At 66.2% G+C, this 15110-nt stretch carries 13 protein-coding genes and 1 tRNA gene; 4 read left to right on the top strand and 10 right to left on the bottom strand.

Annotated elements, in window-relative coordinates:
- Positions 1–324 precede the first annotated feature (324 nt).
- Positions 325–2412: a M3 family metallopeptidase gene (locus ACV22Z_RS08780; RefSeq protein WP_448075929.1), complete on the top strand. Its 2088-nt coding sequence runs from the start codon at positions 325–327 to the stop codon at positions 2410–2412.
- 60 nt (positions 2413–2472) lie between these two features.
- Here ACV22Z_RS08780 and dinB read toward each other — a convergent pair whose 3' ends face one another.
- Complete coding sequence (gene dinB, locus ACV22Z_RS08775) at positions 2473–3636, bottom strand: DNA polymerase IV (protein ID WP_448075928.1); 1164 nt, start codon at positions 3634–3636, stop codon at positions 2473–2475.
- Between the two features lie 135 nt (positions 3637–3771).
- On the opposite strand from dinB, the gene ACV22Z_RS08770 reads away from it, so the two are divergent.
- Entirely contained in the window at positions 3772–4464 is a 693-nt protein-coding gene (locus ACV22Z_RS08770) for an aspartate/glutamate racemase family protein (RefSeq protein WP_448075927.1), read from the top strand.
- A gap of 297 nt (positions 4465–4761) precedes the next feature.
- Here the strand turns inward: ACV22Z_RS08770 and ACV22Z_RS08765 are convergent.
- A tRNA-Met gene (locus tag ACV22Z_RS08765) sits at positions 4762–4838 on the bottom strand.
- A gap of 32 nt (positions 4839–4870) precedes the next feature.
- Positions 4871–4999 carry a hypothetical protein gene (locus ACV22Z_RS08760; RefSeq protein WP_448075926.1) on the bottom strand — a complete coding sequence of 43 codons (129 nt, stop codon included), beginning with the start codon at positions 4997–4999 and terminating at the stop codon, positions 4871–4873.
- 18 nt (positions 5000–5017) lie between these two features.
- On the opposite strand from ACV22Z_RS08760, the gene xth reads away from it, so the two are divergent.
- Positions 5018–5806, top strand: a complete 789-nt coding sequence (gene xth, locus ACV22Z_RS08755; RefSeq protein ID WP_448075925.1) for an exodeoxyribonuclease III — start codon at positions 5018–5020, stop codon at positions 5804–5806.
- A 117-nt stretch (positions 5807–5923) separates the two neighbouring features.
- Here the strand turns inward: xth and ntrC are convergent, their stop codons facing one another.
- From ntrC to glnA, 3 genes are all read right to left on the bottom strand, one after another.
- A complete protein-coding gene (gene ntrC, locus ACV22Z_RS08750; protein ID WP_448075924.1) occupies positions 5924–7441 on the bottom strand; it encodes a nitrogen regulation protein NR(I) in 1518 nt (505 codons plus the stop codon).
- A 38-nt stretch (positions 7442–7479) separates the two neighbouring features.
- On the bottom strand, positions 7480–8622 hold the full coding sequence (glnL, locus tag ACV22Z_RS08745; RefSeq protein ID WP_448075923.1) for a nitrogen regulation protein NR(II): 1143 nt from the start codon (positions 8620–8622) through the stop codon (positions 7480–7482).
- A gap of 190 nt (positions 8623–8812) precedes the next feature.
- The gene (gene glnA / locus ACV22Z_RS08740) at positions 8813–10228 is read right to left on the bottom strand and encodes a type I glutamate--ammonia ligase (protein ID WP_448075922.1); all 1416 of its coding nucleotides are present in this window, start codon (positions 10226–10228) and stop codon (positions 8813–8815) included.
- 417 nt (positions 10229–10645) lie between these two features.
- Between glnA and ACV22Z_RS08735 the strand changes: the two genes are divergently transcribed.
- Positions 10646–11110 carry a rhodanese-like domain-containing protein gene (locus ACV22Z_RS08735; RefSeq protein ID WP_448075921.1) on the top strand — a complete coding sequence of 155 codons (465 nt, stop codon included), beginning with the start codon at positions 10646–10648 and terminating at the stop codon, positions 11108–11110.
- 127 nt (positions 11111–11237) lie between these two features.
- Here the strand turns inward: ACV22Z_RS08735 and ACV22Z_RS08730 are convergent, their stop codons facing one another.
- The 4 genes from ACV22Z_RS08730 to ACV22Z_RS08715 all read right to left on the bottom strand — a co-directional run bounded on the left by ACV22Z_RS08730 (position 11238) and on the right by ACV22Z_RS08715 (position 15019).
- A complete protein-coding gene (locus ACV22Z_RS08730; protein WP_448075920.1) occupies positions 11238–12053 on the bottom strand; it encodes a competence/damage-inducible protein A in 816 nt (271 codons plus the stop codon).
- Complete coding sequence (locus tag ACV22Z_RS08725; RefSeq protein ID WP_448075919.1) at positions 12050–12877, bottom strand: EI24 domain-containing protein; 828 nt, start codon at positions 12875–12877, stop codon at positions 12050–12052. The genes ACV22Z_RS08730 and ACV22Z_RS08725 overlap by 4 nt, the downstream gene beginning before the upstream one ends.
- A 160-nt stretch (positions 12878–13037) precedes the next feature.
- Positions 13038–14012 (bottom strand): sterol desaturase family protein, encoded by a 975-nt coding sequence (locus tag ACV22Z_RS08720; RefSeq protein ID WP_448075918.1) that lies wholly within the window; start codon positions 14010–14012, stop codon positions 13038–13040.
- A 17-nt stretch (positions 14013–14029) separates the two neighbouring features.
- On the bottom strand, positions 14030–15019 hold the full coding sequence (locus tag ACV22Z_RS08715; RefSeq protein WP_448075917.1) for a YVTN family beta-propeller repeat protein: 990 nt from the start codon (positions 15017–15019) through the stop codon (positions 14030–14032).
- Between the last annotated feature and the right edge of the window lie 91 nt (positions 15020–15110).

The following is a 15110-nucleotide window of genomic DNA, read 5'->3' as shown; positions in this document are numbered from 1 at the left end:
CGCCGGCGCTTCTGCCGTACTTCTGCCGTACTTCTGCCGTACTTCTGCCGTACTTCTGCCGTACTTCTGCCGTACTTCTGCCGTACTTCTGCCGTACTTCTGCCGTACCTCTGCCGTACTTCTGCCGTGCTTCCGCCGTGCTTCCGCAACACTTCCTCAGCACTTCCGCCAGGCGCCCGTCGGCCCCATGCGACCCCGCCCCAATCGCGCCGTTAGAAACTAACGATTGGAAAGCGTGCGATGCGCCCCAATAATGTCGGTATCGGGCGCCACAGCGCCCTACCCTCATCACCCCGGTTCATCCGGCAACAGACAGGGAGTCTTATGTCCGCAAGCGCCAATACCAATCCGCTCCTCGATTTCTCCGGCCTGCCCCGCTTCGGCGAGATCCGCCCGGAACATGTGACGCCCGCGCTCGACACGCTGCTCGACGACGCCAATCGCGCGGTCGACGCCGCCAGCGCACCCGCGACGCCGGCTACGTGGGCAGACATCGTCGAGACGGTCGAACGCGCGTCGGAGCCGCTCGGCCGCGCGTGGGGCATCGTCGGCCACCTGAACGCGGTCGCCGACACGCCGGAGCTGCGCGCCGCGTACGGCGAGAACCTGCCGCGCGTCACCGAATTCTGGTCGAGCGTCGGGCAGAACCTTGCGCTGTACGAGAAATACAAGGCCATCGCCGCGAGCGCCGAATACGCGACGCTGTCCGCCGAGCGCCGCAAGATCCTCGACAACGCGCTGCGCGACTTCCGCCTGTCGGGCGCCGAGCTGCCCGAGGAGCAGAAGCCGCGCTTCGCCGAACTGCAGGAGCAGCAGGCCGCACTGTCGAAGTCGTTTTCCGACCACGTGCTCGACGCGACCAACGCGTACGCGTACTTCGTGCAGGACGAAGCCGAGCTCGCCGGCCTGCCCGGCGACGCGATCGAAGCCGCCCGCGAAGCCGCGCAGAAGGAAGGCAAGGACGGCTGGAAATTCACGCTGCACTTCCCGTCGTATTTCCCGGTGCTGCAGTACGCGGACAACCGCGCGATGCGCGAGACGCTCTATCGTGCGTACTCGACGCGCGCGTCCGAACTCGGCCCGCAATACGGCGCCGGCAACGCGGATTGGGACAACACGGCGATCGTCGCCGACGAACTGAAGCTGCGCCGCGAAGAGGCGCAAATGCTCGGCTACCGCAACTTCGCCGAAGTGTCGCTCGCGCCGAAGATGGCCGAATCGCCGCAGCAGGTGATCGCGTTCCTCGAGGATCTCGCGACGCGCGCGCGTCCGCATGCGGACAAGGACTGGGACGAGCTGCGCGCCTTCGCCGCGAAGGAACTCGGCCTGACCGAGCTCGCGCCGTGGGACGTCGCGTATGCAGCCGAGAAGCTGCGCCAGCAGCGCTATGCGTTCTCGGAAAACGAGGTCAAGCAGTACTTCCCGGAACCGGCCGTGCTGAAGGGCCTGTTCACCGTCACCGAAACGCTGTTCGGCGTGCGCATCAAGCCGGACGACGCGGCGGTGTGGCACCAGGACGTGCGCTTCTTCCGCGTCGAGAACCACGACGGCTCGCTCGTCGCGCAGTTCTATCTCGACCTGTATGCGCGCGAAGGCAAGCGCGGCGGCGCGTGGATGGACGACGCGCGCTCGCGTGCGAAGCGCGGCGGCGATGTGCAGACGCCGGTCGCGTACCTGACCTGCAATTTCTCCGCGCCGATCGGCGGCAAGCCCGCGTGCTTCACGCACGACGAAGTGATCACGCTGTTCCACGAATTCGGCCACGGCCTGCACCATATGCTGACGCGCGTCGACGAGCTCGGCGTGTCGGGCATCAACGGCGTCGAGTGGGATGCGGTCGAACTGCCGTCGCAGTTCATGGAGAACTTCTGCTGGGAATGGGACGTGCTGTCGTCGATGTCGTCGCACGTCGACACGGGCGCGACGCTGCCGCGCGCGCTGTTCGACAAGATGATCGCCGCGAAGAACTTCCAGAGCGGGCTCGGCACGCTGCGGCAAATCGTGTTCTCGATGTTCGACATGCTGCTGCACGTCGACTTCGATCCGGCGGGCGCGGTCGCCGTGAACGCGTTCGCACGCGAGATCAACGAGCGCTACCACGTGATCCCGCAGGCGCCGTTCTCGCGCTGGCCGAACACGTTCAGCCACATCTTCGCGGGCGGCTACGCGGCCGGCTACTACAGCTACAAGTGGGCGGAAGTGCTGTCGGCCGACGCGTATGCGGCATTCGAGGAAGCCGCCGAGGCGGGCGGCAGCGTGCTTGATACTGAAACCGGCACGCGCTATCGCCGCGAGATCCTCGAAGTCGGCGGCAGCCGCCCGGCGATGGATTCGTTCAAGGCGTTCCGCGGCCGCGAACCGAACATCGACGCGCTGCTGCGCCACAACGGAATGGCGGCGCCCGCGCACTGAGCGCCCTGCCGGCCTTTCCCGTATCGATGACGACGGCACCGTATTTTGCGGTGCCGTTTTTCATCGCGCCAGCGGCTCGGGTTCGAACAGCGCGATCTGGCCATGGCGCTCGGGCGTATCCTCGTCGATGCGCACGCCAACGCCGAGCAATCGCACGGGCTGCGCACGCCGCATCAAGCCCTTCGCGAGCAGCGCGACGGCCGTCTCGGCGTTCGTCGCATCGGCAACGCATTCGACCGTCGTGCGCTGGAAATCGGCGAAGCGGATCTTCACGTACAGCTTGCGGATCGATCGCGCGGCGTCCGCACGAGCGACGCGTGCATCGAGCTGGACGACGAGACGGCGGATCTCGGCCGCGCATTGTTCGAGCGTCGTCAGGTCGGTCACGTAGGTCGTCTCGACGCTGACCGACTTGCGCTCCTGGTCCGCCTGCACGGAGCGCTCGTCGATGCCGCGCGACAGCTCGTAGAGACGCCGCCCGAACGCACCGAATTCGCGATGCAGATCGATCAGCGACCATTCGCGCAACTGCGCGCAGGTCTGGATGCCGAGCCGGTCGAGACGCGCGGCCGTCACCTTGCCGACGCCGTGCAGCTTGCGCACCGGCAGCGCCGCGACGAAAGCGTCGACTTCATGCGGACGCACGACGAACAGGCCGTCGGGCTTGTTCCAATCGGATGCGATCTTCGCGATGAACTTGTTCGGCGCGACGCCAGCCGACACCGTCACGCCGACCGTTTCGAACACCCGCTGGCGAATCTCGCGGGCGATCAGCGTCGCACTGCCCTGGCACCGCTCGGAGCGGCTCACGTCGAGATACGCCTCGTCGAGCGACAACGGCTCGACGTCGGCCGTGTAGTCTCGATAGATCGCCATGATCTGGCGCGACGCTGCGCGGTACTTGTCCATCGCGGACGGCAGGATCAGCAGATCGGGGCACTTGCGCATCGCGAGCGCCGACGACATCGCCGAATGCACGCCGTAGCGCCGCGCCTCGTAGTTGCAGGTCGCAATCACGCCGCGCTGGTCGGGGCGGCCTCCGACCGCGAGCGGACGCCCGCGCAGCGACGGGTCGTCGCGCATCTCCACCGACGCGTAGAAGCAGTCGCAATCGCAGTGGATGATCTTGCGCACGCGCGTCGGCGCGTCGCTCGCTGGCGGCGCGCTCGAATCGGCAGGCGGGATGACGGTTGGGCTCACGGTGCCGATACTGTACAAAAACACAGTGCCCATTTCAACTGCCGCGTGCCGCCATGCGAAGCGGCGCCGTACCGGCCCGCTTTGCGCGGATCGTACCGCCGCGCGGGCGCACCGGCCCCTATACTCGTTCCCCGTGACACACGAAAGCAAAGGTAACGGATGAAAACGATCGGACTGATCGGCGGGATGAGCTGGGAATCGTCGGCCGAATACTACCGGCTGCTGAACCGCTATTCGAAGGCGCGGCATGGCGGTCATCACAATGCGAAGAGCGTGATGGTGACCGTCGACTTCGCGGAAATCGAAGCGCTGCAGCGCGCACACGACTGGCCGGCGCTCGGCGCGCAGATGGCCGCCGCCGCGCGGCAGCTCGAAGCGGGCGGTGCGGAGCTCGTCGTCCTCACGACCAATACGATGCATCGCGTGCACGACGCGATCGAAGCGGCGGTCGCGCTGCCGTTCCTGCACATTGCCGATCCGACCGGCGACGCGTTGCGCGCAGCCGGCGTCACGCGCGTCGGCCTGCTCGGCACGCGCTATACGATGGAACTGCCGTTCTACGCGGACAGGCTGCGCGAGAAGTTCGGGCTCGACGTGCTCGTGCCGGACGCGCGCGAGCGTGAAGACGTGCACCGGATCATCTACGACGAGCTGTGTCATGGTGTCGTCGAACCGGAATCGCGTGCGACGTATGTGCGGATCATCGAAGCGCTCGCGCAGCGCGGCGCGCAGGGCGTGATCCTCGGCTGCACGGAAATCACGCTGCTGATCGGGCCGGAAGACTCGCCGTTGCCGGTGTTCGATACGACTGCACTGCATGCGCAGGCAGCGGTTGAGTGGGCGGCGGACTGATTCGCGCGAAACGCGTCACCGCAATGCGCTCAAGCGGACTGTTTGCACGCGCTTTCCTGAACCGCAGGATGCAGCGCATCGGCAGCACCTGATCGCGATCGTCACAAGAGGAACGTTGACGCGAGCATGCATCGGCACGGCACGGCACGGCACGGCACGGCACGGCACGGCACGGCACGGCACGGCACGGCACGGCACGCGAATCGCACACGCAGATAACAAAAAACCCGGCCTGGGCCGGGTTCTTGTTGGCGAGGTGCGCATCGGTCACTTGCGCTGCACATCGCCAGATGTGCTTGGTTGCGGGGGTAGGATTTGAACCTACGACCTTCGGGTTATGAGCCCGACGAGCTGCCAGACTGCTCCACCCCGCGTCAGAGAAATAAATTATAGGGGTGTTAGGCATTCACGTCAATAGGTTTGTCACGATTTCTTCTTGTTCGCGCATCGTCGCCATCGCACCGGCATCGTCGAACCCCGCATCGCGCACGACCGCACATCGTGCACGCGGTAAGATGGCGGCCTTTGCAATCACGCTGCTCTCGCCCTTTCCATGAAGATCGCCACCTGGAACGTCAACTCGCTCAACGTCCGCAAACAGCACGTGCTCGACTGGCTCGCGCAAAGCGAAACCGACGTGCTGTGCCTGCAGGAGCTGAAGCTGCCGGACGACAAATTCCCGCGCGCCGATCTCGAGGCGGCCGGCTACCGTGCCTGGTTCACGGGCCAGAAGACCTACAACGGCGTCGCGATCCTCGCGCGCGATACGCTGACGTTCGACGAATCCGACGTGACCCGCAACATCCCGGGCTTCGACGATCCGCAGCAGCGCGTGGTCGCGGTGACGATCGCCGGCACCCGCATCATCTCCGCGTACTTCCCGAACGGCCAGGCGCCCGACTCCGACAAGTTCGTCTACAAGATGCAGTGGCTCGACGCGCTGAACGCATGGCTGCGCTCGGAGCTGCAGCGCTATCCGAAGCTCGCGCTGCTCGGCGACTACAACATCGCGCCCGAAGATCGCGACGTGCACGATCCCTCGAAATGGGAAGGCCAGAATCTCGTGTCGCCGCAGGAGCGCGCGCACTTCGCGGGCCTCGTCGAACTCGGGCTCGTCGACGCGTTCCGCCGCTTCGAGCAACCGGAGAAGACCTTCACGTGGTGGGACTACCGGATGATGGCGTTCCGCCGCAACGCGGGGCTGCGCATCGACCACATCCTGCTGTCGGCACCGCTCGCGGACGCCTGCACGTCGTGCGAGGTCGATCGCACGCCGCGCACGTGGGAGCAGCCGTCCGACCACACGCCCGTCGTCGCGCAGCTCGACCTGCCGAGCGCTTGACCAAGTACTTGTCGCGCGGCGGCACGGCACGATGAAAAAAAACGGGGCGCTGCAGTGAACAGCGCCCCGTTTCGTTTGATCGCGCGCACATGCGCACGTTGCTCGTGACGCCGCCGCTCACGGCTCCAGATGCAGCTCCTGGATCTTGCGCGTGATCGTGTTGCGGCCGATGCCGAGCCGCTCCGCCGCCTCGACCTTGCGGCCGCGCGTGAAGTCGAGCGCCTCGCGGATCACCGCGGCCTCGAAGCGGCGCGCGAGCTCATCCATCACGTCCGCCGAGTTCTCGCGCAGCAGCCGCGCAACTTCGGTGCGCAAACCGTGCTCCCACATCGGATAGCCGGCCGGGCCGCTGCCGGGCGCAACCGCGACGGGCGCGCTCATCACGCTCGTCGTGCCTGCCGCAACCGGCGCCGCCGCTTCGCCGCCCGCCGCATGGACGTGCAAGTCCGCGCCGTCGCCGGTCGCCGCGACCGCAGTGCCGGACGGCACGAGATCGGGCGGCAGATCCTTGATCTCGACCGTCTGCGCAGGCGCCATCACGGTCAGCCAGTTCGCGAGGTTCTCGAGCTGCCGCACGTTGCCGGGAAACGGCAGCGACGTCAGGTACGCGAGCGCTTCGTCCGACACGCGCTTCGGCTCGACACCAAGATCGCGCGCGCTCTTCTGCAGGAAGTGACGCGTGAGCAGCGCAATGTCTTCGCTGCGTTCGCGCAGCGGCGGCAGGCGCAGCCGGATCACGTTCAGCCGGTGATACAGATCCTCCCGGAACAGCCCCTGCCGCACGCGCGACTCGAGGTTCTGGTGCGTCGCCGCAATCACGCGCACGTTCGCGCGCAGCGGGCTGTGGCCGCCGACGCGGTAGAACTGCCCGTCCGACAGCACGCGCAGCAGGCGCGTCTGCAGGTCGAACGGCATGTCGCCGATTTCATCGAGGAACAGCGTGCCGTTCTCGGCCTGCTCGAAGCGGCCCTGACGCGTCGTCTGCGCACCGGTGAACGCGCCGCGCTCGTGGCCGAACAGCTCGGATTCGAGCAGGTCCTTCGGAATCGCCGCGGTGTTGAGCGCGATGAACGGCCCGTTCGCCCGCGGGCTGTGACGGTGCAACGCGCGCGCGACGAGTTCCTTGCCGGTGCCCGATTCGCCGGTGATCAGCACGGTCGCGGCCGAATGCGACAGCCGGCCGATCGCGCGGAACATGTCCTGCATCGCGGGCGCCTGGCCGAGCATCTCGGGCGCTTCGGCGATGCGGTCGTCCTCGGGCACGCCGCCGCGCAGGCTCTCTTCGACCGCGCGGCGGATCAGCTCGACCGCCTTGTCGACGTCGAACGGCTTCGCGAGATATTCAAACGCGCCGCCCTGGAACGCCGCGACGGCGCTGTCGAGATCGGAGAACGCGGTCATGATGATCACGGGCAGGCCCGGCATCCGCTCGTGCATCGCCTGCAGCAGCTCGAGGCCCGAGCCGCCGGGCATCCGGATGTCGGACACCAGCACCTGCGGCGTCTCGTGATCGAGCGCATTGAGCGCATCGCGCACGTTCGCGAAACTCTTCGTCGCGAAGCTGTCGCGGGCGAGCGCCTTTTCGAGCACCCAGCGGATCGATTGGTCGTCGTCAACTATCCAGATCGGCTTCATAGGTCGGTCAGATGTATCGGTGAATCGCATGTCGCCGCTCAGTGATCGAGCGGCAGCAAAATCTGAAATTCGGTGCGGCCGGGCCTGCTTTCGACCTCGATCATCCCGTCGTGCTGCTGCACGAACGTCTGCGCGAGTGTCAGGCCGAGGCCGCTGCCGTCGTCGCGCCCGGACACGAGCGGATAGAAGATCCGGTCGCGGATCTCTTCCGGAATGCCGGGCCCGTTGTCGATCACGTGCAAGTCCAGTGCCAGCTTGTACAGGCGCTTCGCGATCGTGATCTTGCGCGCAACCCGCGTGCGCAGCTCGATCTTCGCGTCGCCCTGGGCGATCCGTTCGCGCAGCGCCTGCGCGGCGTTGCGCACGATGTTCAGCAACGCCTGGATCAGTTGCTCCTTGTCGCCGCGCAGGTCCGGCACGCTGACGTCGTAGTCGCGCTCGATCGTGAGGCCGCGCGGGAACTCGGCGAGCATCACCGCGCGCACGCGCTCGCACACTTCATGGATGTTCACGTCGCCGACGATGTGCGGATGCCGGTGCGGCTCGAGCAGCCGGTCGACGAGCGTCTGCAGGCGGTCGGATTCCTTGATGATCACCTGCGTGTATTCGCGCAGCTCGCCGCGCTCGCGCTCGCCGAGCTCGAACTCGAGCAGCTGCGCGGCGCCGCGAATCCCGCCCAGCGGGTTCTTGATCTCGTGCGCGAGATTGCGGATCAGCTGCTTGTTGACCGCGGTCAGGTCGTGGATCCGCTCCTCGCGGTCGGTGCGCGACTGGCGCTCGTTCTCGAACAGCTCGACGAGCACGAAGTCCGGCGCGCTCTCGAGAAAGCCGACGATCGCATGCACGTGCAGCGGCTCGCGGCCGGGCCGGTCGAGCACTGTGTCGAGGTGCGTCGCGTGAAAGCGCTCTTCGCCGATCGCGGTGATCGTCGACGCGAGCTCGTTCGCGTTCGGGAAGATCTCGCCCCACGGACGCTGCGCGAGCTGCCTGCGCGAGATGTCGAGCATCGCCTCCGCGGACGGATTCGCGAACGCGATCCTGAGCGTCTTGCGGTCGAGCACCAGCACGACCGTCGGCAACGCTTCCAGTCCGCCGAGCAGCCCCGAGCGGGCGAGCCGCTCGTCATCCGTCAGACGCTCAGGCTGCCCCGTCTTCGCCTTGATCAGATTCTTCAGAACCATCTTGCGTGCTTGTCGTGACCAGAATGCGCCCAGAATGCGCAAAAAGTGGTGAATTTCGCGGAACAAAAAGGGGACGGCTGGGCGCCGTCCCCTTTTTTCAGATTCCGCCGCTTGCGCCGGGAACTGCGCAGCGCAAACGAACCGGCGTGACGGCGCTTCGCCCGCATACGCGTCGAAGCGCCATCGCCGCTTACAGCGAGTAGTACATCTCGAACTCGATCGGATGCGTCGTCATGCGGAACTTCGCCAGTTCCTGCTCCTTCAGCGCGAGGTACGCATCGATCATGCCGTCGGTGAACACGCCGCCGCGCGTCAGGAACTCGCGATCCTTGTCGAGCGCTTCGAGTGCCTGGTCGAGGCCCGCGCAGACGGTCGGGATCTTTGCATCCTCTTCCGGCGGCAGGTCGTACAGGTTCTTGTCGGCAGCTTCGCCCGGGTGGATCTTGTTCTGCACGCCGTCGAGGCCCGCCATCATCAGCGCCGTGAAGCACAGGTACGGGTTCGCCATCGGGTCCGGGAAGCGCGTTTCGATGCGGCGGCCCTTCGGGTTCGACACGTGCGGAATGCGGATCGACGCCGAACGGTTGCGCGCGGAGTACGCGAGCTTGACCGGTGCTTCGAAGTGCGGAACCAGACGCTTGTACGAGTTCGTCGTCGGGTTCGTGATCGCGTTCAGCGCACGGGCGTGCTTGATGATGCCGCCGATGTAGAACAGCGCGAATTCCGACAGGCCGGCGTAGCCGTTACCCGCGAACAGGTTCTGGCCGTCCTTCCAGATCGACTGGTGAACGTGCATGCCCGAACCGTTGTCGCCGACGACCGGCTTCGGCATGAACGTCGCCGTCTTGCCGTACGAGTGCGCGACGTTGTGGATGATGTACTTCGACCATTGCGTCCAGTCGGCACGCTGCACGAGCGTCGAGAACTTCGTGCCGATTTCGTTCTGGCCCTGGCCCGCCACTTCGTGGTGGTGCACTTCGACCGGGATGCCGAGCTGTTCGAGCAGCAGGCACATTTCCGAACGCATGTCCTGGAACGTGTCGACCGGCGCGACCGGGAAGTAGCCGCCCTTCGTGCCCGGACGGTGGCCCGTGTTGCCGCCTTCGAATTCCTTGCCGGCCGACCACGGCGCTTCTTCCGAGTTGATCTTCACGAAGCAGCCCGACATGTCCGTGTTCCACTGGACCGAGTCGAAAATGAAGAATTCCGGCTCCGGACCGAAGTAGGCGGTGTCGCCCAGGCCCGTGCTCTTCAGGTACGCTTCGCCGCGCTTCGCGAGCGAGCGCGGATCGCGTTCGTAGCCCTTGCCATCGGCCGGCTCGACCACGTCGCAGGTCAGCACGAGCGTCGACTCTTCATAGAACGGGTCGACGAATGCGGCGCTCGGATCCGGCATGAGCAGCATGTCCGACGCCTCGATGCCCTTCCAGCCGGCGATCGACGAGCCGTCGAACGCATGGCCGCTCTCGAACTTGTCTTCGTCAAACGCCGAAACCGGCACCGACACGTGCTGCTCCTTGCCGCGCGTATCCGTGAAGCGGAAATCGACAAACTTGACGTCCTCGTCCTTCACGAGCTGCATGACGTCCGCGACGGTTTTACTCATAACCTCTTCTCCTGATTGAACAATTCCGGCGGACTGGGAACCGCCTCGTTTATCGAGCTGCTCGGGGTCAGGCTTTGGCGCAGCGCGCCCCGATTCGACCGAATTCTATAAAGCAGCTTCCGTGCCATGTGTGCGCAAATCTGGCGCGAATCTGCCGCAAATCGCGCTGGGGCTCGCCGCGACAGGGCTTCGCCGCGCGATTTCGGGGCCTCGTGCGCGATGGGCGGTCCGGCGCGCGCACCCCGATGGTGCAATCTGCGTTGTCAGGCGTTCGGAAGGAAATGTTTTGGTGCATTCGCACCATTCTGCACCTTTTTGGTGAGCGCGTGTGCGGTGCACACGTGGCGTCGTGCACGGGCATCGGGCGGCAGACGGCACGCTAGAATGTTCGTTTGATCGATACGGAGACCTCCTGCCATGAGTACGCTCGAACAGCTTTACGCGAAGGCCGGCGAACGCCGCGCGCAAGGCTCGCTCAACTACGCCGGCGCGCTGCTGCCGGCCGAGGCATTCGAACTGCTGCAGCTCGATCCGTCGGCGCGCCTCGTGGACGTGCGCACCCGCGCCGAGCTCGACTGGGTCGGCCGCCCGCTCGTCGGCGACGGCCAGTACCTGCATCTCGAATGGACCCGCTACCCCGGCGGCGTGCCGAACGCCGAATTCGTCGACGCGCTGAAGGCGGCGATCGAACCCGGCGCACCGGTGCTGTTCCTGTGCCGCAGCGCCGCGCGCTCGAAACTCGCCGCCGTCGCCGCCACGCAAGCCGGCTTCACGAAGGCGTACGACCTGCTCGAAGGCTTCGAGGGCGCGAAGGACGCGGAAGGCCACCGCAAGACCGTCGACGGCTGGTGCTTCCGCAAGCTGCCGTGGATCGGTGCATGACGGCACCCGTGCGCCGCGCCTGGGCACTGCGCCATCGTCGAGCCGCGCGATGACATGCCGATGACGGGCCGCCCGTTGTGAACGGCTGCGGCCCGTTGCTTGTTTGAAGATCCTGGCAGCGTCGCGCTCAGACACGCGGCGCGTCGGGCTCGACGATGTCGCCGCCGAGCAGGTGCACGCCCTCGCGCAGCTTCACGAACGCGGCCGCGACCGCCTCCGGCTCGCCCTTCACGCCGAGGTCGATGTGGCGGCGCGCGTAGATCCCGCCACGCTCCGCATCGCCGACGCTCGGCAGGCTGAACACCCGCACGCCCGGAAAGTCGTGCTCGATCTTCTCCATCAGCGGCGTGAGCGTCGATTCCGGCAGCTCGAACACGTATAGCGACCGCTCCGCGTGCGGCGTCGCGTGATGCAGGTGCGCGTACTTCGTGTCGAGCACCCATTCGATCATCGGCCACGCCATCACCGGGAAGCCCGGCACGAAGTGGAGATCGCCGACCGAGAAGCCCGGAATCCGGTTGTAGCCGTTCGGGATGATCGTCGCGCCGTGCGGGAACACGCCCATGTTGAAGCGGTGCTGGTTCTCGGGCGACTCGAAATCGACCGGCTTGTCCGGATCCGTGTGCGTCTCGCGGATGCGCTCCTCGATCAGCCGCTTCGCTTCCGGGTGCAGCTCGAGCGGCACGCCGAGCGCCGCGGCCGCGCACTGGCGCGTATGGTCGTCCGGCGTCGCGCCGATCCCGCCCGTCGAGAACACGATGTCGCCCGATGCGAGCGCGCGCGCGAGCGTCGCGGTGATGCGCGACGGATCGTCGCCGACGTACTCGGCCCAGTCGAGCGCGAGGCCGCGCGCGCCGAGCAATTCGATGAGCTTCGCCAGATGCTTGTCCTGTCGGCGGCCCGAAAGGATTTCGTCGCCGATGATGATGATGCCGATACTCATGCCTGCCCCATGTCGATTGTGGTGGCGCGCGGCGTCGCGCGCAGGTCCTCGAGCGCGCGCAGGCAATAATGGCCGAACCACAGCGCCGAGAACACCAGAATGAATGCATAAACCCAGATCATTGCCGCCGCGACGAACGGAAACAGCACCATCATCCAGACCGACGACACCCAGATGAAGGTCGGCACCGTGCCGAGCAGCCCGGTCGCGATGCCGATGCCGACGAGCGGCCAGCGGTGCTGCCGCACGAGCGCGCGGCGCTCGTCGCGGCTCGCGTGCTGCGCGAGCGCGTCGTAGGTCATCACGCGGTACGTGAGCCAGCCCCAGATCACGGGCGGCAGCAGCGCGAAGAACGGCGGGATCAGCCACAGCGGCAGCGTGACGACGAGCACCACGATGCCGGCGAGCGCCGTCCACAGAGAATTGAACACACTGCCGAAGAACGTGCCGCCCCGCTTCATTTCGAGCGACGAGAACTGGCGGTTCGACAGGTGCTTGACGACGACCGGCATCGAAATCGACGCGATCAGCAGCAGCACCGTCAGCACGATCAGCGGGATCGCGAGCGACACGACGACGAACGGCGCGACGACCGCATGCAGCTGCGACATGCCGACCACGTCGAACACCCGGTAGAGCGCCGCCGTCAGCGCAAAGCCGTCGAGCGCGCCGCGCGCGGCGTCGACGAGCGCCTGCCACGAGAACCACAGCAGCACGCCCCAGAACACGGCCGACACGACAAACGGCATCAGCGTGAGCCACAGCATGCGCGGGTGCAGCGCACTCGCGAACGCGCGGACGAAGGAACGCAGCAAATCGTTCATGCGGGCCTGTTTCGACGGAGAAAAACCGGGAAAGGATAAACCACGCGGCCCGCATGCGCCAAAACGCATGCGGGCCGCGGGTGGAGGATGCCCGGCGCCGGAACGGACATCGGCAGGCCGGGACGGATGGCGGGAATGGCCGAAATGGCGCGCGCCGCGCTCAGGCCGATGCCGCGCCGCGCTTCGCGGGGAACAGGCGCCGGAAGATCCGCACGAACGCGAGCCCGTGCTGCGCCCAGAAGCCCTCGCCGTACGACACGCCCTCGATCTGCTCGCGGATGCCGGTCGGCTCGACCGTGCGGTTCCACGACGCGGTGCCGAACATCATGTCCCACCACGGGAACAGCACGCCGAAGTTGCAGCCGTACTTGGTGCCTTCGTGGCCGTAGCCGACCGCATGGTGGCGCCGGTGGAACGTCGGGCTGACGAGCAGGCGCTCGCCGAGCCAGCCGAACGACAGCCGCGCATTGATGTGCTGAATGCTCTGCGCGAAGTTGGTGAGCGCGGTCAGCACGACGAACTGCGACGGCGTCACGCCGATCACGAGCGCGATCGCTGCGAAGAAGCACGACTGGATCACGTCGTCGAGCAGGTGGTTGCGGTCGTCGCACCACAGCGACATCTGCCGCTGGCTGTGATGCACCGCGTGCAGTTCCCACCAGACGCCGATCTTGTGCTGCCAGCGGTGATACCAGTAGCCGGCGAAGTCGAGCACGACCAGATAGATCGCGAACGCGACGATCGGCTTCGACGTGACGCCCGGCCACAGGTAGTCGAGGTTCACGTTCGAGATGCCGTGCAGCCGCAACCACGCCTGGAGGTTGTCGAACAGCGGCTGCAGCGCGAAGAAGAAGGCCAGCGAGTAGATGCCGAGCTTCGCGATCAGCGTGTAGATCACGTCGACTCGCACCGCCTTGCGGTTCGCCCATTTCTCGACCGGCCGCAGCGCCTCGAGCGGGCGCAGCAGCACGAACATCGCGACGATCTGCAGCGCGCCGACGATCACCCAGTACAGCGCGTCGTAGGTGTCCTCGTCATAGTCCATCACGTTGAACTTGAAGAGGAGCGGCTGCACGATATCGACGTACAGCCAGGTCTGGATGTCCGACACGAACGCATCGATCAGGTGCAGCATCGTTCTGCCCTCGCCCGTTACGCGCCGTTCGCGGCCTTCCACGGCGCGCGGTCGTAGAAGTAGATCCCGTGCGGCGAGCGGCCGACGGAAATCGTCTGCACCAGCTTGCGCGACGGCAGGTCGATGATGCCGACCTTCTTCGCGAAGCGGAACGTCACCCACAGGGTCTTCTTGTCGGCCGACAGCTCCATGTCGTCGGGGCCGGGCAACAGGCCCGTGATGTCGCCGACGTTCGTGAGCGTGTTCTCGTCGATGATGCTGATCGTGTTCGCAACCCGGTTCGTGACCGCGACATGCGTGCCGTCGGCGAGCGAGCGGAAGTTGTGCGCGCCCTTGCCCGTCTGGATCGTCTTCACGACCTTCTGGTTGCGCCAGTCGACGACCGCGACGTAATCGGCGCCCGTCATCCCGACCAGCAGGTACTTGTCGTCCGGCGTCAGCCACAGGCCCGCCGGCACCTTGCCGACCGGCATCTTCCACTTGACCGTCTGCGTCGCGAGGTCGACCGCCGCGATCTCGCCGGACACCTGCAGCGACACGAGCACCGTCTTGCTGTCCTTCGTGAACGCGAGGTGGCTCGGCATCACCGCGAGCGGCAGGCGCTTCGCGATCTTCACGTCACGGCCGTCGTAGCTGTAGATGTCGAGGCGATCGAGGCGCAGCCCGGTCGACACGAACCACTTGTGATCGGGCGAGAAGCCGAGCTGGTAAGGATCCTCGATTCCTTCGACCGTGCGTTGCAGCTTGCCCGTCTTCGGATCGACGAACATCAGGCTGTTCGAGACCGAATTCGCGACGATCAGCGACGAGTTGTCGGGCGTCGCCATCAGGTGGTGCGGCTCCTTCCCCGTCGGAATCGTCGTGATCACCTGGCGGGTCTGCTGATCGATCAGGGACAGGGTGGCTTCTGCCGAATTGAGGATGATGACGTTATTCGCGTGGGCGGCGGGCGCCAGCACGGCTGCGGCCAGCACGAGCGTGCGGCCGAGAGAAAGGAAAGTGCGCATGAAGACTCACGTCGTGGAACAGGCGTCATTGTAGAACGGGCGACCCACCCCGCCGGTTGACGGGAACGGGAATTGCGCCACTTGGACGCAG

The sequence above is a fragment of the Burkholderia sp. PU8-34 genome, assembly GCF_053427725.1.
The sequence above is the reverse complement of the archived record's forward strand: the minus strand, read 5'-3'. Positions and strand labels throughout refer to the sequence as shown.

What these genes read in the sequence shown, in the direction of transcription:
- ACV22Z_RS08720 (WP_448075918.1), bottom strand. Translation starts at nt 14,012, where the DNA reads ATGCTGCACCTGATCGATGCGTTCGTGTCGGACATCCAGACCTGGCTG.
- ACV22Z_RS08735 (WP_448075921.1), top strand. Translation starts at nt 10,646, where the DNA reads ATGAGTACGCTCGAACAGCTTTACGCGAAGGCCGGCGAACGCCGCGCG.
- xth (WP_448075925.1), top strand. Translation starts at nt 5,018, where the DNA reads ATGAAGATCGCCACCTGGAACGTCAACTCGCTCAACGTCCGCAAACAG.
- ACV22Z_RS08770 (WP_448075927.1), top strand. Translation starts at nt 3,772, where the DNA reads ATGAAAACGATCGGACTGATCGGCGGGATGAGCTGGGAATCGTCGGCC.
- ACV22Z_RS08725 (WP_448075919.1), bottom strand. Translation starts at nt 12,877, where the DNA reads ATGAACGATTTGCTGCGTTCCTTCGTCCGCGCGTTCGCGAGTGCGCTG.
- glnL (WP_448075923.1), bottom strand. Translation starts at nt 8,622, where the DNA reads ATGGTTCTGAAGAATCTGATCAAGGCGAAGACGGGGCAGCCTGAGCGT.
- glnA (WP_448075922.1), bottom strand. Translation starts at nt 10,228, where the DNA reads ATGAGTAAAACCGTCGCGGACGTCATGCAGCTCGTGAAGGACGAGGAC.
- ntrC (WP_448075924.1), bottom strand. Translation starts at nt 7,441, where the DNA reads ATGAAGCCGATCTGGATAGTTGACGACGACCAATCGATCCGCTGGGTG.
- ACV22Z_RS08780 (WP_448075929.1), top strand. Translation starts at nt 325, where the DNA reads ATGTCCGCAAGCGCCAATACCAATCCGCTCCTCGATTTCTCCGGCCTG.
- ACV22Z_RS08730 (WP_448075920.1), bottom strand. Translation starts at nt 12,053, where the DNA reads ATGAGTATCGGCATCATCATCATCGGCGACGAAATCCTTTCGGGCCGC.
- ACV22Z_RS08715 (WP_448075917.1), bottom strand. Translation starts at nt 15,019, where the DNA reads ATGCGCACTTTCCTTTCTCTCGGCCGCACGCTCGTGCTGGCCGCAGCC.